The 26,816-nt window shown below is 73.1% G+C and carries 20 protein-coding genes; 16 read left to right on the top strand and 4 right to left on the bottom strand.

Features of this window, described 5'->3' with window-relative positions:
- Nucleotides 1-16 precede the first annotated feature (16 nt).
- Nucleotides 17-1,927, bottom strand: a complete 1,911-nt coding sequence (locus tag ACQEVU_RS53165; protein WP_433338518.1) for a hypothetical protein — start codon at nt 1,925-1,927, stop codon at nt 17-19.
- Nucleotides 1,928-2,239: 312 nt separating this feature from the next.
- On the opposite strand from ACQEVU_RS53165, the gene ACQEVU_RS53170 reads away from it, so the two are divergent.
- A complete protein-coding gene (locus ACQEVU_RS53170; protein WP_433338520.1) occupies nt 2,240-4,855 on the top strand; it encodes a glycosyl hydrolase in 2,616 nt (871 codons plus the stop codon).
- Between the two features lie 48 nt (nt 4,856-4,903).
- Here ACQEVU_RS53170 and alr read toward each other — a convergent pair whose 3' ends face one another.
- Nucleotides 4,904-7,384, bottom strand: coding sequence for an alanine racemase (gene alr, locus ACQEVU_RS53175; protein WP_433338522.1), 2,481 nt, complete (start codon nt 7,382-7,384; stop codon nt 4,904-4,906).
- A 51-nt stretch (nt 7,385-7,435) separates the two neighbouring features.
- On the opposite strand from alr, the gene ACQEVU_RS53180 reads away from it, so the two are divergent.
- The 6 genes from ACQEVU_RS53180 to ACQEVU_RS53205 all read left to right on the top strand — a co-directional run bounded on the left by ACQEVU_RS53180 (nt 7,436) and on the right by ACQEVU_RS53205 (nt 13,702).
- Nucleotides 7,436-7,927, top strand: a complete 492-nt coding sequence (locus ACQEVU_RS53180; protein ID WP_433338524.1) for an Lrp/AsnC family transcriptional regulator — start codon at nt 7,436-7,438, stop codon at nt 7,925-7,927.
- Nucleotides 7,924-9,075: an aminotransferase class I/II-fold pyridoxal phosphate-dependent enzyme gene (locus ACQEVU_RS53185; RefSeq protein WP_433338526.1), complete on the top strand. Its 1,152-nt coding sequence runs from the start codon at nt 7,924-7,926 to the stop codon at nt 9,073-9,075. The genes ACQEVU_RS53180 and ACQEVU_RS53185 overlap by 4 nt, the downstream gene beginning before the upstream one ends.
- Before the next feature lie 340 nt (nt 9,076-9,415).
- The gene (locus ACQEVU_RS53190) at nt 9,416-10,795 is read left to right on the top strand and encodes an APC family permease (RefSeq protein ID WP_433338528.1); all 1,380 of its coding nucleotides are present in this window, start codon (nt 9,416-9,418) and stop codon (nt 10,793-10,795) included.
- The gene (locus ACQEVU_RS53195) at nt 10,788-11,801 is read left to right on the top strand and encodes an acetamidase/formamidase family protein (protein WP_433338530.1); all 1,014 of its coding nucleotides are present in this window, start codon (nt 10,788-10,790) and stop codon (nt 11,799-11,801) included. Before ACQEVU_RS53190 ends, ACQEVU_RS53195 begins: the two co-directional genes overlap by 8 nt.
- Nucleotides 11,802-11,812: 11 nt before the next feature.
- On the top strand, nt 11,813-12,679 hold the full coding sequence (locus tag ACQEVU_RS53200) for an LLM class F420-dependent oxidoreductase (protein ID WP_433338532.1): 867 nt from the start codon (nt 11,813-11,815) through the stop codon (nt 12,677-12,679).
- Between the two features lie 78 nt (nt 12,680-12,757).
- Nucleotides 12,758-13,702, top strand: coding sequence for an NAD-dependent epimerase/dehydratase family protein (locus tag ACQEVU_RS53205; protein ID WP_433338534.1), 945 nt, complete (start codon nt 12,758-12,760; stop codon nt 13,700-13,702).
- Here the strand turns inward: ACQEVU_RS53205 and ACQEVU_RS53210 are convergent.
- Nucleotides 13,662-15,524 carry a polysaccharide biosynthesis protein gene (locus tag ACQEVU_RS53210; protein WP_433338536.1) on the bottom strand — a complete coding sequence of 621 codons (1,863 nt, stop codon included), beginning with the start codon at nt 15,522-15,524 and terminating at the stop codon, nt 13,662-13,664. The two genes, ACQEVU_RS53205 and ACQEVU_RS53210, sit on opposite strands and share 41 nt — an antisense overlap.
- 116 nt (nt 15,525-15,640) lie before the next feature.
- Between ACQEVU_RS53210 and ACQEVU_RS53215 the strand changes: the two genes are divergently transcribed.
- Nucleotides 15,641-17,086, top strand: a complete 1,446-nt coding sequence (locus ACQEVU_RS53215; RefSeq protein WP_433338538.1) for a polysaccharide biosynthesis tyrosine autokinase — start codon at nt 15,641-15,643, stop codon at nt 17,084-17,086.
- On the opposite strand, the gene ACQEVU_RS53220 is transcribed toward ACQEVU_RS53215, so the two are convergent.
- Complete coding sequence (locus tag ACQEVU_RS53220) at nt 17,061-17,558, bottom strand: low molecular weight phosphatase family protein (RefSeq protein ID WP_433338540.1); 498 nt, start codon at nt 17,556-17,558, stop codon at nt 17,061-17,063. The two genes, ACQEVU_RS53215 and ACQEVU_RS53220, sit on opposite strands and share 26 nt — an antisense overlap.
- Before the next feature lie 24 nt (nt 17,559-17,582).
- Between ACQEVU_RS53220 and ACQEVU_RS53225 the strand changes: the two genes are divergently transcribed.
- The 8 genes from ACQEVU_RS53225 to ACQEVU_RS53260 all read left to right on the top strand — a co-directional run bounded on the left by ACQEVU_RS53225 (nt 17,583) and on the right by ACQEVU_RS53260 (nt 26,767).
- A complete protein-coding gene (locus tag ACQEVU_RS53225; protein WP_433338542.1) occupies nt 17,583-18,710 on the top strand; it encodes a DegT/DnrJ/EryC1/StrS family aminotransferase in 1,128 nt (375 codons plus the stop codon).
- A complete protein-coding gene (locus ACQEVU_RS53230) occupies nt 18,707-19,363 on the top strand; it encodes a sugar transferase (RefSeq protein WP_433338544.1) in 657 nt (218 codons plus the stop codon). Before ACQEVU_RS53225 ends, ACQEVU_RS53230 begins: the two co-directional genes overlap by 4 nt.
- A gap of 94 nt (nt 19,364-19,457) precedes the next feature.
- Nucleotides 19,458-20,081, top strand: a complete 624-nt coding sequence (locus ACQEVU_RS53235) for an acetyltransferase (RefSeq protein WP_433338546.1) — start codon at nt 19,458-19,460, stop codon at nt 20,079-20,081.
- 11 nt (nt 20,082-20,092) lie between these two features.
- Nucleotides 20,093-21,277 (top strand): glycosyltransferase family 4 protein, encoded by a 1,185-nt coding sequence (locus tag ACQEVU_RS53240; protein WP_433338548.1) that lies wholly within the window; start codon nt 20,093-20,095, stop codon nt 21,275-21,277.
- Nucleotides 21,274-22,545 (top strand): lipopolysaccharide biosynthesis protein, encoded by a 1,272-nt coding sequence (locus ACQEVU_RS53245; RefSeq protein ID WP_433338550.1) that lies wholly within the window; start codon nt 21,274-21,276, stop codon nt 22,543-22,545. The genes ACQEVU_RS53240 and ACQEVU_RS53245 overlap by 4 nt, the downstream gene beginning before the upstream one ends.
- Nucleotides 22,535-23,785 carry an O-antigen polymerase gene (locus ACQEVU_RS53250; protein ID WP_433338552.1) on the top strand — a complete coding sequence of 417 codons (1,251 nt, stop codon included), beginning with the start codon at nt 22,535-22,537 and terminating at the stop codon, nt 23,783-23,785. Before ACQEVU_RS53245 ends, ACQEVU_RS53250 begins: the two co-directional genes overlap by 11 nt.
- The gene (locus ACQEVU_RS53255; RefSeq protein WP_433338554.1) at nt 23,770-24,984 is read left to right on the top strand and encodes a glycosyltransferase family 4 protein; all 1,215 of its coding nucleotides are present in this window, start codon (nt 23,770-23,772) and stop codon (nt 24,982-24,984) included. Before ACQEVU_RS53250 ends, ACQEVU_RS53255 begins: the two co-directional genes overlap by 16 nt.
- On the top strand, nt 24,974-26,767 hold the full coding sequence (locus tag ACQEVU_RS53260) for a DUF4012 domain-containing protein (protein ID WP_433338556.1): 1,794 nt from the start codon (nt 24,974-24,976) through the stop codon (nt 26,765-26,767). Before ACQEVU_RS53255 ends, ACQEVU_RS53260 begins: the two co-directional genes overlap by 11 nt.
- Nucleotides 26,768-26,816 lie beyond the last annotated feature (49 nt).

Here is a 26,816-nt window from a genome sequence, read left to right on the forward strand (position 1 = left end):
GGGCGGCACGCCTTCCTCAGGGCTTGACGAGGCTGATGCGGGTGCCCCAGTTGGCCAGCGCGGTGCGGGTGCCGCCGCAGCTGCCGAACGGGGTCGCCTCGTACTGCGCCAGCGTGCAGGTCTGGCCGATGTACTCGCTGGCGATCCAGATGTTCGAGCCGTCGACCGCGGTCGCGCCGTAGTCGCCCCAGCGGGGGCGCGGCGGGTCGCCGACCAGGGCCTTGTAGCCCGTGAAGCCGTCCTGCGGGCCGAGGCCGGCCTGGGCCAGGTAGATCGCGCCGGCGCCGGTGCGGCCGTCGAACGCCGCGTAGGCGGCCGACGGGAAGTAGCCGTCGCCGACCAGGGTGAACGCCATGACGCCCTTGCCGTCGGCGTTGACGCCGATGGCCGGGTACGTCAGGTTGTTGCCGGCCAGGCCGAGCTGGCCCTGCGCGGACAGGTCGGCCCGCACGGAGCTGCCCCGCAGCGAGGGGCGCACGATGTACCACCCGACGCCGGCCTTTTGGGCCCCGCCGACGGTCACCGCGGTGTCCAGCGCGCCGTACAGCCGGCCGCCGGTGTAGGTCACCTGCTGCATGCGGGTGTCGTTGCTGTCCAGCGGCGAGAGCGCCTCGGGCTTGAACGGGTCCGGCGCGCCGAGCAGGAACGTGGCGCACGGGTCGTCGTTGAGGCACTCGCGCAGCGGCGCGGGGCCGGACTTCTGGTTCGCCGCGGGCGGCAGCGAGTACCGGCGGACCCCCACCCGGGTGTTGTCCAGGCCGAGGCTCGGCGAGGCGCTGTCGAGGGAGCGGGTGTTGGTCAGCGCCCACGTGACGACGCTGTCGGAGACGTAGTCGTCGTTGCCGGTGGCCTCCTCGGCGGCGTTGGAGGACAGGAAGTACTCCGTGCCGCCCGCCCCGCGCTCGTAGTCCGACGCGGACGGGGACTGCGCCGGCCAGACCGTGAAGCCGTTGAGCCCGCGGTCGGCGGCGGTCGTGTCCAGCTGCGTGACGAGCACGTCGGCGTCGCCGCGGGCCAGGGCGCGCTTGGAGAACGCGTAGATCTGCGCGCTGTTGTACTCCGTGCCGAAGAACGAGTACTCGTTCGTCGTCACATAGAAGCCGTTGGCGTCGACGCCGATGTGCGGGTAGTCGCCGATGCACGGGCAGTGCGGGTGCACCGGGGTGCCGTTGCTGCCGTCGTCGGTGACGTCGAGGCGGTAGATGTTCCACAGGCCGGTCGGGTCGGCGGCCACCGCGATGTCGAGGTGGTTGTCGCCGGTCAGGTCGCCGTCCGCGGTCTGCTCGAGGGTGAGCACCACCAGGAAGAACTGGCGGGTGGTCGGGTCGAACAGGCAGGAGGGGTCGGTGATGTTGGGCCCGAACACGCCGGTCGTGCGGTCGATCACCGGCGGGTAGCCGAAGAAGGTGTTCAGGTCGACGACGCCGGTCTGGCCCGTGCCATCGCTGTTGTACACCCGCAATGCATCGTTGACCGCCTCCACGACATGGCCGTTACCGGCGCACAGCCCCTGGTCGGGCGGCTCGAGGCTGAACTGGTTGCCATTGTTGGCGATGCGCTGGTCGCGGTGGTTGATCCCGTCGAAACTGCGCAGCAGCTGCGGTCCGTTGCGGATCACGCCGCCGGCCACGGAGGGCGCGGCCGGGGCGGCGCCGCGGGCCGGGGCGAGGCTGCGGTGCGCGCCGGCCGGCCGCGAGGCCGACCGCGTGAGCTCGTTGGCGTCCGGGCCGGCCACGCGCGGGATCTCGGTGGAGATCGAGGCGGGGACGCCGTTGCCGGTGCCGGTCACCTTGTAGGAGCCGGTGCCGACCTTCTGCACGTGCCGGGTGCCGGCCGCCGGGGCGGCCGATGCGCTGCCGGGCAGGGTGAGCGAGCCGAGGACGGTGGCGAGCGCCGCCGCCGCGACCATACCGCGTCTTCTGGACATGGGTCTCCGTTCGTCAGCGGAATGGAGGGTGCCGATGAGCCAAGCGCCAGTCTCGACCCGGAGCCCACGCCTTGAAAAGGATGACCGTCAATATTCTGGATTTGATGTTGCAACCGTCCACTACAACGTGTCGGTGTGCATTCATTGATCAATCTCGACCCTTTCCTCGACCCTCCTTCAATCCAAACCTGATCGACTTCCTTTGATCGGAAAGTCGGCGGAATGAACGATCAGGCGTGAAGGCGCCGGCCCCCTCCGGCCGGCGCTCCTCACGGAGGGGAGCGGGCATTGCGGCCCACAACGCATCGACGCGTGCTCATCGTCGCGGGGTTGTCCGCGACGGTCCTTGTCCTCGGCGGGCTGCCCGCCGGTGCGGCGCCGCCCGGGCCGGGACGGCCCGCGCACGCCGGCGACCGCGCAGCCACCGCGCACCGCGGCAACGGGACCGTGCACAAACTCGCGCCGGGTGAAGACGACGAAGAGGGCACCAGCGACATCATGGAGCAGGCCGACCAGTGGAACGAGGCCCGCAGCGCGCCGGGAATCGTTGCGCCGGGCGCCTACTCCGCCGCCTGGGCCCAGTTGCAGAGCCTGCCGCACACCGGCGGCCGGTGGGTCGACGAGACGGCGCTGCCGTACAACTCCGACGACCCGCGGTACCGCGACATCAACTCCAACTCGTCCGGCGGCGCGGGCAACGTGACCGGCCGGGTCGTCGGCATGGCCGCCGACGATCACGGATACGTGTACGCCGGATCGGCCAACGGCGGCGTGTGGCGCTCCTCGACCGGCGGCGGGCACTGGCAGCCGATCTCCGACAAGCTGCCCGCGCCGGCCACCGGCGACCTGCGGCTCGACGGGCAGGGGCGGCTGTGGTTCGCCACCGGCGAGGCCAACACCAGCGCGACGAGCTTCGTGGGCACCGGCGTGTACGTGCTCGGTGACCCGCGGCACGGCGAGTTCCGCAGCTCCGACCGGGTCGGCGGGACCGAGCTGGAGAACACCACGATCCGGGCGCTGCGCTTCGGCGGCAACACGGTGTGGGCGGCCACCAGCCGCGGCGTGTGGACGCACTCGACCACCAACCTGTCCGGGCCGTGGCACCTCGAGTTCGCGCCCAACCCGACGTTCCTGCCGGGCGGGGCGGACGCCGCCGACGACGACGCGGCGTACAAGAACATCGCCAACGACATCGCGATCGACCCGCGCGACCCGTCGAAGGTCGTGCTGGCCATCGGCTGGCGCAGCGGCGACGACTACAACGGGTTCTACACCAAGGTCGGCGGCGCCTGGCAGAAGACCAACCTGGCCGGCGACATCGCCAACGACCCCGACAACGTCGGCGCGGTGACCTTCGGCCGCTCGGCCGACGGGTCGAAGTACTACGCGATCGAGCAGTCGCCCGAGATGCTGGCGACGAACGGGGACAGCAACCTGTACGGCGTCTTCGTCTCCGACAACGGCTCGCCCTTCGGGCCGTGGAAGCTCGTCGCCGACTACCACAAGCTGGCCGCGTCCGGATCGGCGAACACCGCGCCGGGCTACATGCCGGGCATCCAGGCCTGGTACAACCAGTTCGTCCAGGTCGACCCCAAGGACCCGAAGCACCTGTACATCGGGCTCGAGGAGGTCTTCGAGAGCAAGGACGCCGGCGCCACGTGGACCACGCCGGGGCCGTACTGGAACTTCTACTTCCCGTGCTGGAACATCGACCCGTCCAAGCAGACCGGCGACTGCAACCAGACCGTCCACGCCGACCAGCACGCCGCCGCGATCGGCAGCAACGGCGGCAAGCCGTACCTGCTCGTCGGCGACGACGGCGGCATCTACCGGCGGCCCGTCAACGGCAAGGCCGACTCCTCCGGCCACGCCACCGACTGGGCGTCGCAGAACGACGGCACCATGGACGTGCTGCAGTACTACTCGGTCGGCGTCGGCGCCGACAAGCAGGGCCGCAACGCGGGCCTCGCGATCAGCGGCGGCCTGCAGGACAACGGCGAGTCGATCCTGCGCCCCGGCGACAAGGTGATGGGCTCCAACTTCGGCGGCGACGGCGGCGACACCATCGTCGACCCGGACAACGGCTGCAACATCGCCGCCGAGTACGTGTACCTGGCCCTGTCCGTGACGAACAACTGCGCCGTCAACGACGGCTCCTGGATCACCGACCCGTCCAAGGTCTCCAGCCGCAACATCGCCCCGCCCGACAACGCCCTCGGCTCGGCCGGCGCCCGGTTCATCGCGCCGATCGCGGCCTCCGGCAAGGACTGGGTGGCCGGCGGCCGGCACGTGTGGATCCAGCACAAGGGCTTCGACATCCAGTCGGGCGCCGACTGGATCAACGCGTACGACCTCGGCGCGGGCCACGTCGCCACCGGCGTCGCGATCTCCGGCGGCATGGTGTACGTCGGCTGGTGCGGTCCCTGCAACAACCAGGGCTTCACCCGCGGCATCGCGGTCGGCAAGGCCGACGGGACCGGCTGGCACCAGCTGGACCTGCCGGTGGACGGCGTCATCCCCAACCGGTACGTCTCCGGCTTCGACGTCGACCCGGCCAACCCGAACCACGTGTTCGTGGCGATGAACGGCTACTCCCGCAAGTGGACCGAGGGCCCCGGCGCCGGCGTCGGCCACGTCTTCGAGTCCCGCGACGCGGGCGCGCACTGGACCGACATCTCCGCCAACCTGCCCGACATCCCGGCCAACGCGCTCAAGGTCCTGTGGGGCGGCGGGCTCGTCGTCGGCACGGACCTCGGCGTGCTGTACCGGGCGCCGGGCCAGGCGAACTGGAAGGTGCTCGGCCGCAACCTGCCGACCACGGCGACGATGGAGCTGCGGACCGGCCTGTACGGCCTGCGCCTCTACGCCGCCACCCACGGCCGGGGGATCCAGTCCTTCGACCTGTGGCAGCTCATCCTGTTCGGCTGACGTCCGCACCAAACGGGGCGGGGTGCGCACGCACCCCGCCCCGCTGTGTCAGTGCTGGGTGAAGATGCGCTGCACGCGGGGGCCGACCTGGGTCAGCAGCTCGTGCGACACCGTGTCCATCGCGGCCGCGGCCTGCTCGATCGGGGACGAGAAGCCCGCGTGCTGGCCGAAGATCAGCACGTCGTCGCCGACCTCGGCGTCCGGGTGGCCGGTGATGTCGATGGCCATCGAGTCCATCGAGATGGTGCCGGCGATCTCGCAGCGGCGGCCGTTCACCAGGACGTAGCCGACCTTGCGGAAGGCGCGCGGTACGGCGTCGTAGTAGCCCGCGGCGATCAGGGCGATCCGCGTGTCCGGGGACTGGGCGCGGAACAGGCCGCCGTAGCCGACCCGCTCGCCGGGGGCCATGTGGTGGATCTCGACGATGCGGCTGACCAGGCCGACGCCGGGCGTCAGCGTGAACAGGTCGGTGGTCGCCGGCGACACGTGCAGGCCGTACATGCCCAGGCCGATGCGGACCATGTCGTAGCGGGCCTCGGGGAAGCGGATCGTCGCGGCCGTGGCGCTGGTGTGGCGTACGACATCCTCGAAGCCCATCTCGGCGGCCGCCGTGGACACCGTGCCGAACCGCTTGAGCTGCTCGCGTGTCAGGTCGTCCTCGGCCGGGTCGTCGGGGCAGCCCAGGTGGCTCATGAGGCCGGTCAGGCGCAGGTGCTCGTGGCCGCGCAGCTTCGCCAGCAGCTCGATCGCGGCCTCCGGGTACAGGCCGCTGCGGTGCATGCCCGAGTCGACCTCGACGTGCACGTCCAGCCGGCGGCCGCTGACGGCGGCGGCGCGGCAGGCGGCGTCGTACATCTCCACGGAGTACAGCGACGGCGTGAGCCGATGGCGGACCAGGCGCTCCAGGTCGCCGGGCACGGCGAGGAAGACCAGGATCGGCATCTGCACGCCGGCGCGGCGCAGGGCGATGCCCTCGTCGGAGGTCGCCACGCCGAGCCAGTCGACGCCGGCCTCCCGCAGGGTGTGTGCGACGGTGAGCGGGTTGGTGCCGTACGCCTCGGCCTTCACCACGCCCATGAGCTTCGTGTGCGGGCCGACCAGCTTGCGGAACGCGGCGACGTTGCTCTTCACCGCGGCCAGGTCGACGTAGAGGCGGGTCGCGGCCGCGGTCTCCACGAGATGCATCCAGGCGTCGGTGACCATCGTGTCGCGCGGCACGTGGACGAGGGCCACGTCGTCGGGGCGCAGCTCGGTGGCGACGAACGCGCGCATCCGGTCCTCGTCCGGGAAGCGGTGCACGGGCAGGCCGGTGTCGCGCAGCGCGTCCTCGATGAGGCCGTGGGCGTCCTCGGTCAGGCCGCAGACCAGCTCCACGTTCTCGGCCTGCAGGCAGCGGGCCATCGCGGCGGCGGACTCGGCGGTGAGGCCGGCGAGCGGGTCACCGATGATCATCAGGGTGCGGCCGTGCGCGCCCATCAGCGAGCGGGCGGTGCGCAGCGCGCTGCTCAGGGCCAGGGGGTCGGTGTTGGCCAGCTCCCCGACGACGGTCGCGCCGTCGGGGCGGCGCCACATCTGCATGCGCGTCGACGGCGGCGTGTACTCGGCGGCCGCGGCCAGCAGTGCCTCGGCGCCCATGCCGAGCAGCGTCGCCGCGCCCATCGCGAGCTCCAGGTCGTGCAGCACCTCCGGCGACGGGGTGGCCACCAGCAGGTCGGCCTCCTCGGCGCCGGGCAGGGCGGCCCGGACCGCCGACGAGCGCTCCACGTGGCGGACCCGGGTGAGCCGGGGCAGCTCGGCGTCGCCGGCCACCACGACGCGGGCCCGGGTCAGCCGCTCGGCGAGGGGCAGCGGCTCGCCCATGAGCAGCCAGCCGTCCGCGGGCAGGTCCGCGGCCATGGTGAGCAGCTCGCGGGCGTGCTCCTCGCGGCTGCCGAAGTTCTGCGCGCCGCGGGTGCCGAGGTTGGTGAACACGACGGCGTCGGGTGCGACGATGCGGGCCAGCCGGGCCATCTCGCCCGGCTCGGTGGCGGCCGCCTCGATCACCGCGACCGGCACGTCGGCCGGGCACTGCAGCACCGACAGGGCGACGCCGAGCTGGCTGTTGTAGCTGCCCGGGCTGCCGTACGTGGTCCGGTGCCCGGCGAGCAGCCCGACGAGGGCATCCTTGGTCAGGGTCTTGCCGTTGCTGCCGACGACCGCGACGAACGTCGTGCCGGTCAGCTGGCGCCGCCACCACACCGCCATCTCCTGCAGGGCGGCGAGCGGGTCCTTGACGGCGATCAGCGGCCCGGCGTCGCGGGGCAGCTCGGCGAGCCGGTCCTCGGCGACGACCGCGGCGATGGCCCCGTTGGCCAGTGCCCGAGCCACGAACCGGTGACCGTCCGTAGCACCCTGGAGGGCAAAGAAGAGACTGTCGGCCTGCAACCGGTCCGAGTGAATGGCGACGCCGCCGACCTCGCGCTCTTCCCCGGGGAAGTGCAGCGTGCCGCCGATGATCGACGCCGCCTCGGCGACCGAGACTGGGTCCATTCGTCGAATAGTAGTTGGAGTGCCCGCGGTCGCGGACAGTAAGATTGCCGGGTGTTGGAGATCATGGAGATCCTGCGCGGCGACGCGCACGCGACGCCGGAGCGGATCTCGGCCCTCACCGGGATCCCCGTCGAGCAGGTGCGGGCGCAGATCGCCGAGTGGGAGCAGCAGGGCGTGATCCGGCGATACAAGGCCGTGGTCGACGCCGACCGGCTGCGCGAGATCACCGGTGAGCAGCTGATCACCGCGTTCATCGACGTCGCCGTGACGCCGGCCCGGGGCCTCGGCTTCGACGACGTGGCCCTGCGGATCTCCCGGTTTCCCGAGGTGCGCTCGGTGTACCTCGTCTCCGGCGCCCAGGACCTGCGCTGCGTGGTCACCGGCCGCAGCATGCACGACATCGCCGACTTCGTCGCCCAGAAGCTCTCCACGATCGAGCGGGTCACCGCGACCGCGACGCACTTCGTGATGAAGACGTACAAGGACGACGACGAGCTGTACGCGACCGCCGAGGTCGACCGCCGCCTCCCGGTCACGCCGTGAAGCCGCTCAACCCGATCGTGGCGGCGTGCCCGCCCTCGGGCATCCGCCGGTTCTTCGACATCGCCGCCACCCTGGAGAACGTGATCTCCCTGGGCGTGGGCGAGCCCGACTACGTCACCCCCTGGCACGTGCGCGAGGCCGGCATCTACGCGCTGGAGCAGGGCTACACGACGTACACCTCGAACGCCGGCCTTCTGCAGTTGCGCGAGGCGATCGTCCAGGACCTTTCCCGGCGGTACGCCGTAAGCTTCGACCCCGTCGCCGAGTGCCTGATCACCTCGGGCGTCTCACAGGGCCTCGACCTGGTCATGCGCACCCTGCTGGCGCCGGGCGACGAGGTGATCATCCCCGAGCCGTGCTACGTGGCGTACGGCCCGTGCGTCACCTTCGCCGGCGGCGAGCCGGTCTACGTCCCCTCCGACGAGCGCTTCCACATCCTGATCGACGAGATCGAGCGCGCCATCACCCCGCGCACGAAGGCGATCCTGGTCTCCTCCCCGTCCAACCCGACGGGCGCCATCCAGCCCCGCGAGGTGCTCGAGGAGCTGGTGGCGCTGGCGGTACGTCACGATCTCTACCTGGTCTCCGACGAGATCTACGAGCGCCTCAGCTACGACGCCCCGCACACCTGCGTCTCGGCTCTCGACGGCGCCCGCGACCGCACGGTCCTGCTCGGCGGCTTCTCCAAGGCCCACGCGATGACGGGCTGGCGGGTAGGGTACATCTGCGCGCCCGCTCCGGTGCTGGAGCTGGCGGGCCGCATCCACCAGTACACGATGCTCTGCGCCCCGCACGTCTCCCAGGCCGCGGCTCTGGAGGGCCTGCGCGCCGGCGAGCCGCGGGTGGCGGAGATGATCGCCGGCTACGACCGCCGCCGCCGCCTCTTCGTGAAGGGCCTGAACGACATCGGCCTGACCTGCGACGAGCCGCAGGGCGCCTTCTACGCGTTCCCGTCGATCCGCTCCACGGGCCTGGACTCGGAGACCTTCGCCGAGCGCCTCCTGGAGGCCGAGCGCGTGGCCGTGGTCCCCGGCAACGTCTTCGGCCCCTCGGGCGAGGGCCACATCCGCTGCAGCTACGCCACCGCGCTGCCACTGCTGGACGAGGCCCTGGAACGCATGGGCCGCTTCGTGCGCTCCCTCTCCTGACCCGCCCACGCCCGTGCACTATGTGACATCGCCGCCCCGCTCGGGACGGTGATGCCGGGCAATTCCTGAGACCGGGTCCACTGCCCGGCTCGGAGCTGTCACCGCCGCCGGATATGGCGCCTGCCCACCGGCGAGCACCCGCCACCATCGGCCGAGCGTTGTTTGTCAGCCCCTCGTCCAAGTGACCCTGCGGTCGTGCCACGACGGCCCGCCACGCTGCTCGGGGCGTGCGCCGGTCGATGTAACCGACCTGGAAATCTTCTAGGTCGGTTACAGCCCGGCCCGCCTGCGGGAGCCGGATTCTTTTCATTTTCAAGTAATAGGGCTACCGTTGCTGGGCATGGTGGGGTCCGAGCAGATCGAGAGATTCGGATACACGCAGGAGCTGCGGCGCTCCCTCACGTTCACCGACCTGTTGGTGTACGGGCTGATCTTCATGGTGCCGATCGCGCCGTTCGGGATCTTCGGTGGTGTGTTCCAAGGGTCCGGCGGGATGGTGGCGCTCGCCTACGGCGTCGGCATGGTGGCCATGGTGTTCACCGCGCTGTCCTACGCCCAGATGGTCAAGGCGTTCCCGATGGCCGGTTCCGTCTACAGCTACGCCGGGCGGGGGATCGCGGCGCCCGTCGGCTTCCTCGCCGGCTGGGTCATCCTGCTCGACTACGTGCTCGTGCCGGGGCTGCTGTACCTCATCGCCAGCGTCGCCATGAACTCCGTGATCACGGCGATCCCGGTGTGGATCTGGCTGGTCGCCTTCGTGGTGCTCAACACCGTCGTGAACCTGCTCGGCATCGAGCTCACCGCGCTCGTCAACAAGGTCATGCTCATCGGGGAGCTGGTCGTGCTGGCGATCTTCCTCGTCATCGGGGGTGTGGCGCTGGCGCAGGGGAAGGGGCGCGGGTTCAGCTGGGAGCCGGTGTACAACGGCTCGACGTTCTCGTGGTCGCTCATCTTCGGGGCGGTGTCGATCGCCGTCCTGTCGTTCCTCGGGTTCGACGGCATCTCGATGCTCGCCGAGGAGCACAAGGGGGAGGCGCGGCAGATCGGGCGGTCCATGGTGGCGGCGCTCGTGCTCGCCGGGGTGCTGTTCATCGTGCAGACCTGGGTCGCCGCGCTGCTGGTGCCGAACCCGGACAAGCTCATCGCGGACGGGGACCCCGACGGCGTCGCCTTCTACGACGCGGCGCACGTCGGGGGCGGGGTGTGGCTGGCCAAATTGACGGCGGTGGCCACGGCCGTGGCGTGGGGGTTCGCCAACTCGCTCGTCGCCCAGGTCGCGACCTCGCGGCTGCTCTACGCGATGGCCCGCGACCGGCAGCTGCCGAAGTTCCTGAGCCGCATCTCGCCGAGGCACCGGGTGCCGGTCAACGCGACCTTCGTGGTGGCGGTGGTGTCGCTCGGGCTCGGGCTGTACATGTGGTCGCGCGACGACGGCATCACCCTGCTGTCGACGCTGGTCAACTTCGGGGCGATGACCGCGTTCCTGGCGCTGCACGTCTCGGTGTTCTGGCACTATGTGGTGCGCGGCGCGAGCCGGGACTGGCTGCGCCACGTGATCTTCCCGCTGGCCGGGTTCCTGATCCTGCTGTACGTCGTGATCAACGCCAAGGTCGCCGCCCAGATGCTCGGCTTCACGTGGCTCGGCATCGGCGTGGTCATCCTCGTGATCCTCTACGCCACCGGGCGGCGGCCCAAGTTGAGCGGACAGGCCAATGACTGAGCTGCACGTCTACGAACCGAAAGCGGACGAGCTGGCGTACACCTTCGGTGGCCGGGCAGCGGTCCGGCGCATCCGGCCGGGCGAGGCGTTGCGCGTCTACACCGAGGACTGCTTCGGCGGGCGGGTCACCGGCGTCGACACGCTGCCGACGCGCGTGGTCGAGTTTCCGTTCCTCAACCCGGTCACCGGGCCGTTCCACGTCGAGGGGGCCGAGCCGGGCGACACGCTCGCGCTGCACTTCGTGAGCATCGAGCCGGCCCGCGACTGGGCCGTGTCCAGCACGTTCCCGCACTTCGGCGCGCTCACCTCGACCTCGCACACGGCGACGCTGCAGCCGCCGCTGGAGGAGCGCGTCTGGGTGTACGAGCTGTCGCGCGACGCCGGGACGGTGCGCTACCGGGCGCGCAACAGCGACTTCGTCGTCGACCTGCCGATGGACCCGATGCACGGCACGGTCGGCGTGGCCCCGGCCGCCTTCGAGGCGCGCATGACGATCACGCCCGACGCGCACGGCGGCAACATGGACACGCCCGAGCTGCGGGCCGGCGTGACCGTCTACTTCGGCGTCAACGTGGACGGTGCGCTCTTTGCCCTCGGCGACGGGCACGCCCGGCAGGGGCACGGCGAGGTCAGCGGCGTCGCGGTCGAGGCGGCCATGCGCACGACGCTGGTGGTCGAGCTGCTCAAGGGGGTACCGACGCCGTGGCCGCGGCTGGAGTCCGACGAGTTCCTCATGAGCACCGGCTCGGCGCGGCCGCTCGAGGACGCCTACCGCATCAGCCAGCACGACCTCGTGACGTGGGTCGGCGGGCTGACCGGGCTGGACGAGCTCGACGCGTACCAACTCGTGAGCCAGGCCGGCGAGGCGCCCGTGGGCAACGTCTGCGACACCAACTACACGATGGTGGCCAAGGTCGCCAAGCGTTACCTGCGCGGCGCCGAGGCGTACGACGGCGTTCACCGCCGGTTGCGCGAGATCGCCGCAGTGGTCCGCGGTACCGCGTAAGAATTGGGCCCATGAAGCTGGGTCTGCACTACTGGAACTTCGCCAAGCCCGCCGAGCCGGCCGAGATCGCGCCGACCCTGCGGCAGACCGTCCTCATCGCCGAGCAGTCCGGGGTCTCCGCGTTCACGTTCATGGACCACTACTTCCAGATGGAGGCGTCGGCGCCGGCCGAGGAGCCGATGCTGGAGGGGTACACCGGCCTCGGGTACGTCGCCGCGCTCACCGAGCGGATGACGCTCGGGCTGCTCGTGACCGGGGTGATGTACCGCCACCCGGGCCTGCTCGCCAAGATCGTCACGACGCTCGACGTGCTCTCCGGCGGCCGGGCGCGGCTGGGCATCGGCGCGTCGTGGTACGAGCGGGAGCAGCGCGGCCTCGGCGTGCCCGTCGTGCCGGTCGCCGAGCGGTTCGAGCGGCTCGAGGAGACCCTGCAGATCTGCCTGCAGATGTGGAGCGGCACGGTCGGGGAGTACCACGGCAAGCACTACCAGCTCGCCGAGACGCTCAACTCGCCGGCGCCGATCAGCCGCCCGCACCCGATGATCATGATCGGCGGCGGCGGGGAGAAGAAGACGCTGCGCCTGGTCGCCAGGTACGGCGACGCCTGCAACATCTTCGCCACCTCGCCCGAGGACGTGGCCCGCAAGCTCGAGGTGCTGCGCGAGCACTGCGAGGCCGAGGGGCGCGACTACGACTCGATCGTCAAGACCGCGGTGGCCGTGCGCCCCGTGCTGGCCGACGTCGACGGCTGGCTGAGCTACGTCGAGGCCCTCGCCAAGCTGGGCATCACCGAGGTGCAGACGATGCCCGACCGCAACCCGGTCGAGTACGTCACCGAGCTGGCCGAGAAGGTCCTGCCCCGTCTCGGCTCCATCTGACGGCCCTTTGATCCATCCGAAGGGTCCGAATTAGTTGTAACGCGATACTTGTCCGGTTTCGCCGCGTTGACTGGAACGATGAGAGTTCTGGTCACGGGCGGGGCGGGGTTCATCGGCGGCAACCTGTGCCGCGAGCTGGCGGCACATCCGCGGGTCGCGGAGGTGGTCGCGTTCGACGACCTCACCACCGGCAGCGAGCGCAATCTGGACGGCGTCGACGCGCGGCTGGTCGTGGGCAGCATCCTCGACCGGCCCGCGCTCGACGCCGCGGTCGGCGACGCGGACGTCGTCATCCACCTCGCGGCGCGCCCGAGCGTGCCGCGCTCCGTGGCCGACCCGATGCGAAGCCACCTGGTCAACGCCAACGGCACGATGCACGTGCTCGAGGCGTGCCGGCTCGGGAACACCCCGATCATCGCGGCGTCCTCGTCGTCGGTGTACGGCCCGACGCGCGTGCTGCCCAAGCACGAGGAGCTCCCGGCCCGGCCGCAGAGCCCGTATGCGGCCAGCAAGCTCGCGGCCGAGTCCGCCGTGCTGGCCTACGGGGCCACCTACGGGCTGCCGGTCCTCGCGCTGCGGTTCTTCAACGTGTACGGCCCGTTGCAGTCGGTCGGGCACGCCTACGCCGCCGTCATCCCCACGTTCGCCGACGCCGCCCTGCGCGGGCAGCCCGTCCACGTGCACGGCGACGGGCGGCAGACGCGCGACTTCACGTTCGTCGGGTCGGTCGTCCGGCTGCTCGCCGACGCCGCCGTGCGCCGGGTGACCAGCCCGACGCCGGTGAACCTCGCCTTCGGCACCCGCACGTCGCTGCTGGAGCTCATCGACAAGATCCGGGCGCTGGTCGACCGGCCGGTCGAGGTGGTCTTCGACGCGGCGCGCCCGGGCGACGTGCGCGACTCGCAGGCCGACTGCAGCCGGCTGCAGGAGCTGTTCCCCGGCCACGGCCCGGTGCCCCTGGACCAGGGGCTCGAGGAGACGGTCAGCTGGTACGAGCGGCAGATAGCGTCGGCTCGTCGATAGTCATCGCGGGCACCACGCACAGGTCGGCCATCGCGCCGATGAGGCTCGGGGGCGGGGCCGCCGGGTTCAGCGCCCGCGCCAGGGCGGGATCCAGCGGCGGTACCTGCACGTGCGAGACGAGCGGATGCAGCGGGCGCTCGTCGGCCTCGCCGGGGCCGAACAGCTCCTCGTGCCGCTTCTCGCCGGGGCGCAGGCCGGTGTACACGATCTCGACCGGCGCGCCGGCGATGAGCTGGCGGGCCAGGTCCGCGATGCGCACGGGCGCACCCATGTCGAGCACCAGCGCCTCGCCCCCGGCGCCGATCGCGGCGGCCTGGATGACCAGCTGGACGGCCTCGGGCACGGTCATGAAGTACCGCGTGACCTCGGGATCCGTCACGGTGACCGGGCCGCCGGCGGCGATCTGCGCGCGGAAGGCGGTGACCACCGAGCCGCGGCTGCCGAGCACGTTGCCGAAGCGCACGTTGAGGTAGCCGTGGTGGGCGGTGAGCCGTTCGGTGATGCGCTTGGAGTAGCCGAGCACGCTGACCGGGCCGGCCGCCTTGTCGGTGGAGATGTTGACCAGGCGCCTGACCCCGGTTGCGGCGGCCGCCTCCAGCACGTTGAGCGTGCCCAGGACGTTGGTCTGCACGGCCTCGGCGGGGTGGCGCTCGAGCAGCGTCAGGTGCTTGAGCGCGGCGGCGTGGAAGACGACCTCCGGGCGGCGCTGCTCGAACACGGCCCGGATGGTGGCGGCGTCGCGCAGGTCGGCCAGGATCAGCGACGGGTCGTCGAGCAGGGCGCGGCCGTGGATGGAGAGCTGGACGGCGTGCAGGGCGGACTCGTCGCGGTCGAGCATCATGAGCTCGGCGGGTGCGAAGCGGTGCAGCTGGCGGCACAGCTCGGACCCGATCGACCCGCCGGCGCCGGTCACGAGGACCCGCCGGCCCGTCAGGTAGTCGCCGATCGCCGCGAGGTCGGTGTCGATCTGGCGCCGGCCCAGCAGGTCGGCGAGCTCGACGTCGCGCATCTCGCCGAGGCTGACCGGGCGGTCGAGCGAGTCGTCGAGGGAGGGCAGCACCTTGACGAAATAGGCGGAAGTTGCCGTTGTGATGCGCTCGTATCGGACTTTTCCCCGGCCAGGAGATAAATCCGATATGTCGTGGCGCGCAGCGCCCGACATATCGCGGTGCTCCAGGGCGGACAGGTCGTCGCGCAGGGCCCGCAGGACCGAGCCGTCCGTGTTGCGGATCGCGAAGATGACGCCGGCGGCGCCCGTTGCGGTCAGCGCCGGGCGCAGCGACTCGCGGCCGCCCAGCACCGCGACGCCCGAGATGCGCAGGCGGTGCTTGTCCGGGTCGTCGTCGAGGAAGCCGGCCGCGCGGTAGCCGCAGTGCGGGTCGCGCTGCATCGCGGCGAGCAGGCGGTGGCCGGCCGCGCCGGCGCCGTAGATGAGGACCGGCACGCGCGGCGCCGGGGAGGTGCGGCGGCGCGCGGCCCGGGCCCAGCGGCCGGCCAGCATCAGCAGCAGCGCCGCCGCGCCCCCGATCGCGGACACCGCGCGCGGGGCGGGGGCCAGCGCGACGAGCAGGCCGCAGGCGATCGACGCCGTGGCGATCAGGGCGCGCGCCTCGGCGGCCGAGGCGAACTCGTAGCGGCGGCGGTACAGCTGCACCGGCCACGCCACCGCCGAGTGCAGCGCGAGCGCCAGCAGCAGCGTGCCGGCGGCGGCCGGGAGGGTGGGTCGCACCGGGGTCAGGGCCGCGGCGAGCGCGATCCCCCCGGTCCAGGCGTACAGGTCGGCCGGCCAGTCCCCGGGCCCCGCGGGTCGGTGATCGTCCACGCGACGATTCTTCACGAATGACTGGGCTATTTCGGTGTAAATGCCGTATCACGCCCCAAAGCCCGGGCCGAGATGTCACGCTGAGTCGAACAAGCGGCTACGGGAGGTCATGGCGCATGGAGCTGCGCGACTATGTCAGCGCGGTCCGCAAACGCTGGTGGCTGGTGGCCACGACGGCGTGCCTGGCGCTGGTCGCCGCGGTGGTGATGACCGCGCGGACGGCGCCGACGTACGCCGCCGGCGTCACGTTCTTCGTCAGCACCCCGAGCAGCGGCGTCACCGACGCGTACCAGGGCGGCCTGTTCTCCCAGCAGCGCGCCCGCTCCTACGTCACGCTGGTCGGCAGCGACCGGCTGGCCGACGCGGTCGCCGCCGATCCGGCCGTCGGGCTGGACGCCGGCGAGGTGCAGCGGCGCATCAGCGCGCGCACGATCCCGGACACGGTGCTGCTGCAGGTCACCGTCACCGACACCGACAGCGCGCGGGCGCTGCGGGTCGCGCAGGCGGTGGCGACGAAGTTCTCCGCGCTCGTGGCGCAGCTCGAGACGCCGCCCGGCGGGAGCAGCCCGACCGTGCGCGTGGACGTGGTCACCGGGCCGCGGGTCAGCACCGACCCGATCAGCCCGCAGCCGGCCCGCAACTTCGCGATCGCGCTCCTGCTGGGGCTGGTCGCCGGGGCGGCGGCCGCCGTCGTGCGGGAGATCCTGGACAGCAGCATCCGGTCGGCGGCCCAGCTTCGTCAGGCGAGCAAGAAAGCCATTCTGGCCGCGGTACCGCACGACGCGCACGCCCTCGAATCCCCGCTGCTCGTCGAGGACGCCGCCTGGTCCCCGCGGGGCGAGGCGATGCGGCACCTGCGCACCAACCTGCAGTTCGTCGACCCCGACCGGCGGGCCCGCTGCGTCGTGGTGACCAGCGCGCTGCCCGACGAGGGCAAGTCCACGATCGCCTGCAACCTGGCGATCGTGCTCGCCGAGGCCGGGCACCGGGTACTGCTCGTCGACGCGGACGTGCGCCGGCCCAAGCTCGCCGGCTACCTCGACCTGGAGGGCGCGGTCGGCCTGACCAACGTGCTCGTCGGGCAGCTCGACCTGCAGACCGCGGTGCAGCGCTTCGGCGACCACGACCTGTGGGTGCTGCCCAGCGGCTCGATCCCGCCCAACCCGAGCGAGCTGCTCGGCTCCAAGCAGATGACCCGGCTGCTGGCCGAGGTCGGCGAGGCCTACGACTACGTGGTCGTGGACAGCTCCCCGCTGCTGGTCGTCACCGACGCCGCCGTGGTGGCCAGCCGGGCCGACGGCGCCGTGCTGGTGACCCGGGCCGGGCGCACCACGGTGGCCCAGGTCCAGGCGGCGGTCCAGGCGATCGACGCGGTCTCCGCGCGGCTGTTCGGGTGCGTGCTCAACGGCGCCAAGGGCGGCAACGGCGACGGATACACCTACGCGTACTACGGCCCGCACGATGCCGAGCGCCCGCGCCACCGGCTCAGCGCCGCCGCCGCGCCCGAGCCGGCGCCGGCCGAGCCGGTCAGCGGGGTCAAGGTCGGGACGCGAGGAGCCTGAGGATGGCCTCGATCGTGTCGGCGCAGTCGCGGAAGCCCTCGATCGGCCCGCCGTACGGGTCGGCGAGGTCGTCCTCGGCCGGCGAGCCCGGCTGCAGCCGCCCGCGGACCGCGGCGATCGCCGCCGGCGTCACCGGCTCGCCGCCGGGTAGCGCGGCGACGTACCGGCCGTACTGGCGCAGCGTGAACGTCCGCGCCGCCGTCGCCGGGGCCAGCGACACGCAGTGCGCCCGCTCGGCCCGGGTCGCGGTGAGCACCAGGCCCGCGCCGGCCAGCAGGGGCGGCGTGACCCGGCGGCTGGCGAAGCCCTCCGGGTCGGCGCCGCGCTCGCGCAGCACGGTCCGCGCGTGCTCGGCCATCGGGTGGCCCGGCAGCGCGTGCGTGCCGGCGCTGTCCGCGGCCAGCCCGAGCGCCCGGGCCAGCCGCTCGGCCATCGCCGAACGGCAGAGGTTGGCCCGGCAGACGAACAGCATCAGCGACGGCTCCAGCGGGGGTGCATGGTGAACGCACGGGTGTACCTCTCGGCGCCGGACGTCTCCGGCGTCGAGGAGCGATACCTGGTCAACGCGCTGAGGTCCGGCTGGGTCGCGCCCGTCGGCCCGGATCTGACCGAGTTCGAGCGGGAGATCGCCCGGCGGTGCGCCACCGCCCACGCCGTCGGGGTCAGCTCCGGCACCGCGGCGCTGCACCTGGCGCTGCTGGCGCTGGGCGTCGGGCCCGGCCAGGCGGTCGTGGTGCCGACGCTGACGTTCGCGGCCACCGCGAACGCCGTCGTCTACACCGGCGCCGAGCCCGTCTTCGTCGACAGCCTGCCCGGCGACGGCAACGCCGACCCGGACCTCGTCGCCCGCGCGGTCGGCGACCTGCACCGGGAGGGCCGCACGGTCGGCGCGGTCGTGCCGGTCGACCTGTTCGGCTCCGTCGCCGACCACGCCGCCTACGCCGACGCGGCCCCCGGCGTGCCGCTGGTCGAGGACGCCGCCGAGGCGCTCGGCGCGCACCGCGACGGCCGGCCGGCGGGCTCGTTCGGCCGGGCCGCGGCGCTGTCGTTCAACGGCAACAAGATCCTCACCACGTCCGGCGGCGGCATGCTCGTCACCGACGACGGCGCCCTCGCCGAGCGCTGCCGGCACCTGGCCACCCAGGCCCGCGAGCCGGTCGAGCACTACGAGCACCGCGACGTCGGGTACAACTACCGGCTCAGCAACCTGCTCGCCGCGCTCGGCCGGGGCCAGCTGACCCGGCTGGACGAGATGATCGACCGGCGCCGCCGGCTGCGCGAGGCCTACCTCAAGCTCTTCGCCGCAGTCCCCGGCACCCGCCTGCTCGGCGACGGCGACCCCGGCGCCAACTGCTGGCTCACCACGCTCGTCGTCGAGCCCGGCCAGGCCGGCTGGGCGGCGGCCGACCTCGGCGCGTGGCTGGCCGCGCGGGACATCGAGACCCGGCCGGTCTGGAAGCCGATGCACCGCCAGCCGGTGTACGCCGAGCGCCGCGCCTGGCTGACCGGCGTCGCCGACCGCCTCTTCGAGACCGGCCTGAACCTGCCCAGCGGCTCCGGCCTGCGCGACGACGACCGGCGCCGGGTCTTCGAGGCGATCGAAGCGTTCCTGGCCACCCGATGAGACGCTCGCTCGACCTGATCGCCGCCTCGGCCGCCGCGCTGGTGCTCGCCCCGGTCATCGCCGCCACCGCCGTCTTCGTGCGGGTGGCGCTGGGCGGGCCGGTGCTGTTCCGTCAGGAGCGGGCCGGGCGCGACGGGGTGCCGTTCACGCTGGTCAAGTTCCGCTCCATGCGCGAGGGGCCGGGCAGCGACGCCGAGCGGCTCACGAGGTCCGGGAAGTTCTTGCGTGCCAGTAGCCTCGACGAGCTGCCGGCGCTGTGGAACGTGCTGCGCGGCGACATGAGCCTGGTCGGTCCGCGGCCGCTGCCGGTCTCCTACCTGGCGCGCTACACCGACGAGCAGCGGCGCCGGCACGACGTGCGGCCCGGGATCACCGGCCTGGCGCAGGTGCGCGGGCGCAACGCGCTGTCGTGGGAGCAGAAGTTCGCCTACGACCTCGAGTACGTGCGCAACCGGTCCCTGGGGCTGGACCTGCGCATCCTCGCCGAGACGGTGCGCACGGTGCTGCGCCGCGACGGCATCACCGCGGCCGGTTCGGCTACCGCTCACGAGTTTCAGGGTGATGAAAGCGTCGTCGGCGCTCGCTCCGCTCGGGCGCGCCGGAGGGTTCCCACCTTGGATTCCCCACGCTCGCTTCAATCACCGAAAGGCTGAAAGCGTCGTTGGCGCTCGCTTCGCTCGGGCGCGCCGGGGGTTCCCACCCCGGACCCCCCATGCTCGCTTCGCTCACCGAAAGGCGGTTTTGCCGATGAAGAACGGGCTGGTCATCGTGGGATGCGGTGGCCATGGGCGTGAGCTGCTCATGATCGCGCGGGCGGCCGGGCAGCCGGTGCGCGGCTTCGTCGACGACGGGCCGAGCCAGCGCAACCTCGACCGGATCGCCGCGCTCGGCGTGCCGTTCCTCGGCCCGAGCGCGCGGCTGAGCGACGAGCGGCCGTCGATCGGCTACGTCATCGGCATCGGCGACCCCCGCATCCGCGCGCGCATCGACGACGAGCTGCGCCTGCACGGGCTGCCGGCGGCGACGCTGGTCCACCCGGCGGCGACGATCGGCCCGGACGCGGTGCTCGGCGAGGGGTTCGTGGCGTTCCCCGGCGCGCGGGTCACCACCAACGTCACCATCGGCCGGCATGTGCACCTCAACCAGAACAGCACCGTCGGCCACGACACCGTGATCGCCGACTTCGTGCAGGTCAACCCGCTCGCCGCGATCTCCGGCGACTGCCACATCGGCTCCGGCGTGCTCATCGGCACCACCGCCTGCGTGCTGCAGGGGCTGCGCATCGGCGCCGACGCGACGGTCGGCGCCGGCGCCTGCGTCACCCGCGACGTCGAGGCCAAGACGACCGTGAAGGGGGTGCCGGCCAGGTGAAGGTTGGCCCGATGAAGGTTGCGCTGATCATCAAGACCGCCGACGGCGGGCGCTGGACGCTGCCGCACATCGACGAGCTGCGCGGCCGCGGCCACGAGGTGGTCGCCGTGCTGCCGCCGGGCAGCGAGGGGCAGCTGCGCAAGGCGCTGCACGACCGCGGCGTCGACGTGGTGCAGTCCGCGTTCGACTTCCGCTTCCGCCCGTCCCCCTCGACGCTGCTCGGCCTGCTCCGGCTGCGCCGCCAGCTGCGGGCCGTCGACCCCGACGTGCTGCACTACCACCTGTACGCGTCCGCGCTGGCCGCCCGCCTCGCCGCGCTCGGCTGGGACGTCGCCCGGGTGCACATGGTGCCCGGGCCGCTGTTCCTGGAGTCGCCGCTCATCCGCACCGTGGAGCGGTTCCTCTGCCGCCTCGACGACGTCACCATCGGCGGCAGCGAGCACATCGCCACCCTCTACCGGGGGATCGGCCTCGACGAGGAGCGCACGCCCGCGATCCCGTACGGCGTCGACGTCGAGCGCTTCACCCCGCCGTCGGCCGCCTACCGGGCGGCGTCGCGCGACGCGCTGTGCGTCGAGGACGACACGTTCGTGGTGTCGATGGTCGCCTACGTGTACGCCCCGAAGCGCCTCATCCGCCCCGGCCGCGGCGTCAAGGGCCACGACGTGCTGCTGGAGGCCTGGCGCGAGTTCTCTCGCGACCGCCCCGATGCGCGGCTGGTCCTGCTCGGCGGCGGCTTCGACGCGGCCGGCGCCGCACACAAGCGGCGGCTGCTGGAGCGCTTCAACGTGGCCGCCGACCGCACCGTCGACTGGCACGACTCGGTGCTCGACGTGCGCGACTGCTACGCCGCCGCCGACTGCAGCGTGAGCCCGTCGCTGTCGGAGAACCACGGCGCCGCGCTCGAGGCGGCCGCGATGGGCGTGCCGAGCATCGTCTCCGACGCGGGCGCCCTGCCGGAGACCGTCGACCCGGCCTCGGGCTGGGTGGTGCCCCGCGACGACCCGGCCGCGCTCGCCGCGGCGCTGCGCGAGGCGTACGCGGACTTCCGGGCCGGCACGCTGGCCCGCCGCGGCGAGGCGGCCCGCGAGCGCGCCGAGCGGCTCTTCGCGCAGGGCCCGGCCGCCCGCGCGGTCGCCGACACGCTGGAGCGGGCCGTGCGGCGGCGGCGCGAACACAGAGCCGGCGCCCGATGACCGCCACCCGGCACCCCGCCACTCGACATCGCCCAACCTCGGTCCGCCCCTCGTTCACCGGCAACGTCACCTGGAGCGTCGCCGGCAACGGCGGGTACGCCCTGTGCCAGTGGCTCGTCCTCGTCGTCGTCGCCCGGCTCGGCACGCCGGCCATGGTCGGCGACTACGCCCTCGGCCTGGCCGTCGGCGCGCCTGTCGTGCTGCTGGCCAACCTGTCGCTGCGCACCGTGCTGGTCACCGACCCCCTCGGCGAGCATCCGTTCTGCCGCTACCTGACCGTGCGGCTGGCCGCGATGGCGGCGGCCATGGTCGTCATCGGCGCCGCGGTGCTGGTCTTCCGGCTTCCGGCCGTGGTGGTACTGCTGCTCGGCGCGGCCAAGGCGTTCGACGGTATCGGGGACATCTACCTGGGCCTGCTCCAGCGCCACCACGACCAGCGCAGCATCGCCGCCGCCCAGCTCGTCAACGGCGGGCTCACCGTCGCGCTGACCGCCGCCCTGCTCTACGGCACCAGCAGCATCGGCTGGGCCGCGGCCGGCTCGGCGGCGGCGTCGCTCATCACCTGGGTAATGTGCTGCGCGCCGTTCGCCGGTCGCTTCCACAACCGGCCCGACCCGCGCACGCCCCGCCACACGCACCGGGCCGACGGCGGCGTCGCCGGCCTGCTGTGGACGGCGCTGCCGCTCGGCCTCGCCTCCGGGGTGTCCTCGCTGAGCGTCAACGTGCCGCGGTACGCGCTGCAGCACCACTTCGGCGCCGCCGCGCTGGGCGTGTTCGCCGCCGCCGGGTACCTCGTGCTGACCGGCAACGTGTTCTTCTCCGCCGTCGCGCAGACCCTCCTGCCGCGCCTGGCCGAGCTGCGGGCCAACGGCACCCCCGAGGGCTTCCGCGGGCTGCTGTACCAGGCCCTCATCGGCGTGGGCGTGGCCGGCGCGCTCGGCGTGTGGGCGGCCGGGCTGTTCGGCTCGGGCCTGCTGCGCCACCTCTACGGCGACGAGTACGGCGGCCCGGAGGCCGGCCGCGTGCTCACCGTGCTGACCCTGGCCACCGCGCTCGGCGGGGCCTGCTTCGTGCTCGACGCCGGCCTGTCCGCGGCCCGCCGCTTCACCGGCCAGCTCGCCGTCAACGCGGCCGTGCTCGCCGTCGGCGTGCTCGGCGCGCTCGCGCTCGTGGACCGCTACGGCGTGCTCGGTGCCGCGTGGGCCACCGTGGGCGCCGCCGCCGTGCACTGCGCGCTGAAGTGGGCGGTGCTGCGGCGTGCCCTTTGACCTCGCCGCGGAGCCCTGGTACTGCGTCGGCCTGGCCGCCCTCGCGGTGCCGGTGCTGCTGTTCGTGGGCGGCCGGCGGGACATGCTCGCGTACCTCGCCGCCTACTTCTTCCTCTTCGGCTTCGGCCCGGTGGTGAGCTACCTGCTCGGCGGGACCATCTACTTCGGCACCAACACGGCGCTCATCGGCCGCGCCGCGCTCGGGCTGCTGCTCGCCTTCGCCGGCGTGCTCGCCGCCGGCGTGCTCGTGCGCCGCCGCCGCGACATCGCCGACCCGATGGCCGCGCCGTCCGGGCGCCGGCTGCCGCTCGTCCCGGCCGTGCTCGCCGTGCTCGCCCTCTACGGCCTGGCCGTGCTGGCGTGGGGCGGGCCGGCGTTCCTGTCCGGCACGAAGCTCGACCGCATCGCCGTCGCCGGGCCGGGCCACTACGACTACCTGCTGCTGCAGATGTGCGCGTGCGCGCTGTACTTCCTGGCCTACGAGACCTCGACCGGCCGCTTCGCCTACCGGCTCAACCTCGGCGTGTACATCGCCTACTGCCTGGCCACCGGCGAGCGCGACTTCGTCTTCGTCCTCTTCGCCCTCGTCCTGCACCGGGAATATGTGCTGAGCGAGCGGGGCCGCGGCCGCCGCAAGATCCCGCGCACGGTGCTGTGGGGCGCCGGGCTGCTGGTCGGCGCCACCCTGCTGTTCAGCCTGCGCGGCAGCGGCGACGCGGCCGGCGGCTCCAACGCCTCGCAGATCCTCAACCAGGGCTCGGTGCTGTTCATCGACACGTGGGTGATGGGCCACGTGCCGTCGGTCGAGCCGTACCAGCACGGGGCCACGTACCTGCGCGCGCTGATCAACCTGATCCCGGGGCACCCGCAGCCGGCGCTGTCGCAGTGGCTCGTCGACCGCTACGCGCCCGGCAGCGCCTCCGGCTACGGGTTCTCGCTCACCGGCGAGGCGTACCTCAACTTCGGCCTGGCCGGCATCCCGCTGCTCTTCGCGCTGCTCACCGGCGCGCACCGGTGGGTGACCAACCGGATCGACCGGGCGCCCGTGTACGCGTACGGCAGCATCCTGTTCACCATCGCCTGGATGTACGGCTTCCGCGGCGAGAGCGAGTCGCTCGTCAAGACCTGCGTCTACGGCGCCCTCTTCTACGGCGTGATCCGGATGGTCTCGGTCCGCTCGACCGACACCGACACCGCTGAAACCGACGCCGAGGAGGTGGCGGCGTGCGCATCGTCGTGAGCAGCGAGCAGCGGTACCTGCGCACGCCCGACGGGCGCGTCTGGTCCACCACGGACGCCGGGAACGACTTCTGGCAGCGGTACCGCGCCGTCTTCGGCGAGGTGCGCGTCGTGGCCCGCGTCGAGGACCGCCCGGGCCGGCCGGGCGACGCGCGCCGGGTCGACGGCGACAGCGTCGAGGTGTACGCGCTGCCGCACTACGTCGGGCCGTGGCAGTACCTGCGGCGGCTGCCCCGCCTGCGGGCGCGGCTGCGGGCCGCCGCCGAGCCCGGCGACGCCGTGCTGCTGCGCGTCCCGTCGGCGATCGGCACGCTGCTGTGGCGGGCGATCCGCCGGCGGCGCCGGACCTTCGGCCTCGAGGTCGTCGGCGACCCCTACGACGTCTTCGCCCCCGGCGCGATCCGCCACCCGCTGCGCCCGCTGCTGCGCCGCTGGTTCACCCGGCGGCTGCGCGCCCAGTGCCGCTCCGCCACCGCGGTCGCCTACGTGACCGAGCGCGCGCTGCAGGCCCGCTACCCGGCCGCGCCCGGCGCCGTCACCGCCGCGTACTCGAGCATCGAGCTGGCCGAGGCCGCGTTCGCCGAGCACCCGCGCCGCGCCGCCGGGGCCGCCCGGATCGCGCTGCGGCTGGTCAGCGTCGGCTCGCTCGAGCAGCCGTACAAGGGCGTCGACGTGCTCATCGAGGCGCTGCCGGCGCTGGTGCGGGCCGGGCTGGAGGCGAGCCTCGTGCACGTCGGCGACGGCCGCTGCCGGCCCGGCCTCGAGCGGCTGGTCCGCGACCGGCGCCTCGGCGGCCGGGTCTCCTTCGCCGGCGCCGTCCCGCCCGGCGCCGCCGTCCGGCTGTTCCTCGACGACGCCGACCTGTTCGTGCTCCCCTCGCGCACCGAGGGCCTGCCCCGCGCCCTCATCGAGGCGATGGCCCGCGGCCTGCCGGCGGTCGCCACCGGGGTCGGCGGCGTCCCCGAGCTGCTCGCCGGCGCCCACCTGGTGCCGCCCGGCGACCCGGCCGCCCTGGCCCGGGCGATCGCCGCGCTCGCGGCCGACCCGGCCGCGATGGCCGCCGCGTCCGCGCGCAACCTCGCGCGGGCCCGCAACTACGCCGCCGAGACCCTCGCCCGCCGGCGCGCGGACTTTTACCGCGCCCTGCGTGTCCTGACCGCCCCCGATCGCGTCGAGGAGGTGGTGAGCGGTGCCGATTGAGCATCTCCGGCGCCTGCTTCGCACACGACGGCGGCGAGTCGTCGCCGTCCTGGTGGTCCTGGTCGTACTGGTGGCCGGGTTCGGGCTGCGCCTGGCGAGCGTGGCCGCGGACGCGGCGTCGCACCTGCAGCGGGCGGCCGCGCTCGTGACCGACCTGGAAACGCAGCTGCGCCGCGGAGACCTCGGCGCGGCCCGGGTCACCGCCAACGAGCTGCGCCGGCAGACCGCCGCCGCGCGCGCGGACGCGCACGGCCCGAGCTGGTGGCTGGGCCGGCGGCTGCCGGTGGCCGGGGACGACCTGACCGCCGTCGGGGCCGTGGCCGATGCCGTGGACGCGCTCGCCGCCCGGGCGCTGCCGCCGCTGCTCGACGCGGCCGAGGGGATGAGCGGGGCGATGGGTCGGGGCTCGGGGGGTACCGAGGCGGATCTGAAAACCGTCGAGAACGCCGCGCCGCGGATCACCGCCGCCGCCGCGGCCGCCCGGGCCGCTCAGCGCCGCCTCGAGGGGCTCGACCGCGCCGGGCTGAGCCCGCGGGTGCGCGCCGCGGTCAGGCAGGTCGCCGACGGCCTCGACAAGGTGGTGCCGCTGCTCGACCCGGCCGCCCGGGCCGCGAGGCTGCTGCCCGGGCTGCTCGGCGCCGACGGGCCGCGGACATACCTCGTGCTGTTCCAGAACCTCGCGGAGGTCCGCGCCACCGGGGGCATGCCCGGCGCGTTCGCGGTCGTCAAGGCCGACCACGGCCACATCGAGCTGGTCGAGCAGGGCACCGCCGCCAAGACGCTGCGCGAGTTCGACACGCCGGTGCTGCCGCTCGACCCCGACCAGCAGGAGCTGTTCACCGACCGGCTCGGCACGTACCCGGCCGACGTGAACCTCACCCCCGACTTCCCGACCGCGGCCGCGCTGATCCGCGAGATGTACCGGCAGCGCTCCGGGCGCACCGTCGACGGGGTGTTCGCGACCGACCCGGTGGCGCTGGCGTACCTGCTCGGCGCGACCGGCCCGGTGACGCTCCCGACCGGGGACCAGCTCACCGCCGCGACCGCGGTACGCCAGCTGCTGTCCGAGGTGTACCTCAAGATTGCCAGCGAGCCCGACCAGGACGCCTACTTCGCCGGCGCCGCCAAGGCCGTGCTCGACCGGCTCATGGGCGGCGTGCCGATGAGCCAGGCGCTGGTCTCCGCCCTGTCGCGGGCCGCGGAGGAGCGCCGGCTGCTGGCCTGGAGCGCCCACCCCGAGGAACAGCGCGAGCTCGCCGGCACGGTGTTCGGCGGCACCCTGCCCGAGCAGGACGGCGCCCACCCCACGGTCGGCGTGTTCCTCGACGACGGCACGGGCGCGAAGCTCGGGTACTACCTGACCCGCTCGGTGCAACTGGAGTCCGGCCGTTGCCTGCCCGACGGCACGCGCCCGCTGCGGCTGACGGTCACGCTCGGCTCGACCGCGCCGAAGACCGGCCTGCCGCGAAGCGTTCTCGGCCTGGGCCTGGCCGGCGAGTACACGGTGCGCACCAACGTCCTCGTCTACGCCCCCGCGGGCGGCTCGCCCGTGTCGGCGACCCAGGACGGCGCCCCCACCGACTTCGGCACGGGCCTGGACAAGGGCCGCGAGGTCGCCGTGTTCACCGTCGATCTGGCCCCGGGCGCCCAGAGCACGCTCGTCGTGGACCTGGCGACGCCCCCGCTGCCGGTCCAGGAGGCAGTCGAGCCGCGGCTGGTGCTGACGCCGGGGATCACGCCGTGGACGACTCGGTTGCAACCTGGCCGTGCATGCGAGAAATAGTCCGGTTCACCCATATCGGGTGGATTTGTGGGTCTACGGTAAATCCGGG

Origin of the sequence: Dactylosporangium sp. CA-139066 (genome assembly GCF_050936175.1) — a bacterium.
Classification (GTDB): Bacteria; Actinomycetota; Actinomycetes; order Mycobacteriales; family Micromonosporaceae; genus Dactylosporangium.

What these genes read in the sequence shown, in the direction of transcription:
- ACQEVU_RS53165 (WP_433338518.1), bottom strand. Translation starts at nt 1,927, where the DNA reads ATGTCCAGAAGACGCGGTATGGTCGCGGCGGCGGCGCTCGCCACCGTC.
- alr (WP_433338522.1), bottom strand. Translation starts at nt 7,384, where the DNA reads ATGGACCCAGTCTCGGTCGCCGAGGCGGCGTCGATCATCGGCGGCACG.
- ACQEVU_RS53190 (WP_433338528.1), top strand. Translation starts at nt 9,416, where the DNA reads ATGGTGGGGTCCGAGCAGATCGAGAGATTCGGATACACGCAGGAGCTG.
- ACQEVU_RS53195 (WP_433338530.1), top strand. Translation starts at nt 10,788, where the DNA reads ATGACTGAGCTGCACGTCTACGAACCGAAAGCGGACGAGCTGGCGTAC.
- ACQEVU_RS53200 (WP_433338532.1), top strand. Translation starts at nt 11,813, where the DNA reads ATGAAGCTGGGTCTGCACTACTGGAACTTCGCCAAGCCCGCCGAGCCG.
- ACQEVU_RS53205 (WP_433338534.1), top strand. Translation starts at nt 12,758, where the DNA reads ATGAGAGTTCTGGTCACGGGCGGGGCGGGGTTCATCGGCGGCAACCTG.
- ACQEVU_RS53215 (WP_433338538.1), top strand. Translation starts at nt 15,641, where the DNA reads ATGGAGCTGCGCGACTATGTCAGCGCGGTCCGCAAACGCTGGTGGCTG.
- ACQEVU_RS53220 (WP_433338540.1), bottom strand. Translation starts at nt 17,558, where the DNA reads ATGCTGTTCGTCTGCCGGGCCAACCTCTGCCGTTCGGCGATGGCCGAG.
- ACQEVU_RS53225 (WP_433338542.1), top strand. Translation starts at nt 17,583, where the DNA reads ATGGTGAACGCACGGGTGTACCTCTCGGCGCCGGACGTCTCCGGCGTC.
- ACQEVU_RS53230 (WP_433338544.1), top strand. Translation starts at nt 18,707, where the DNA reads ATGAGACGCTCGCTCGACCTGATCGCCGCCTCGGCCGCCGCGCTGGTG.
- ACQEVU_RS53235 (WP_433338546.1), top strand. Translation starts at nt 19,458, where the DNA reads ATGAAGAACGGGCTGGTCATCGTGGGATGCGGTGGCCATGGGCGTGAG.
- ACQEVU_RS53240 (WP_433338548.1), top strand. Translation starts at nt 20,093, where the DNA reads ATGAAGGTTGCGCTGATCATCAAGACCGCCGACGGCGGGCGCTGGACG.
- ACQEVU_RS53245 (WP_433338550.1), top strand. Translation starts at nt 21,274, where the DNA reads ATGACCGCCACCCGGCACCCCGCCACTCGACATCGCCCAACCTCGGTC.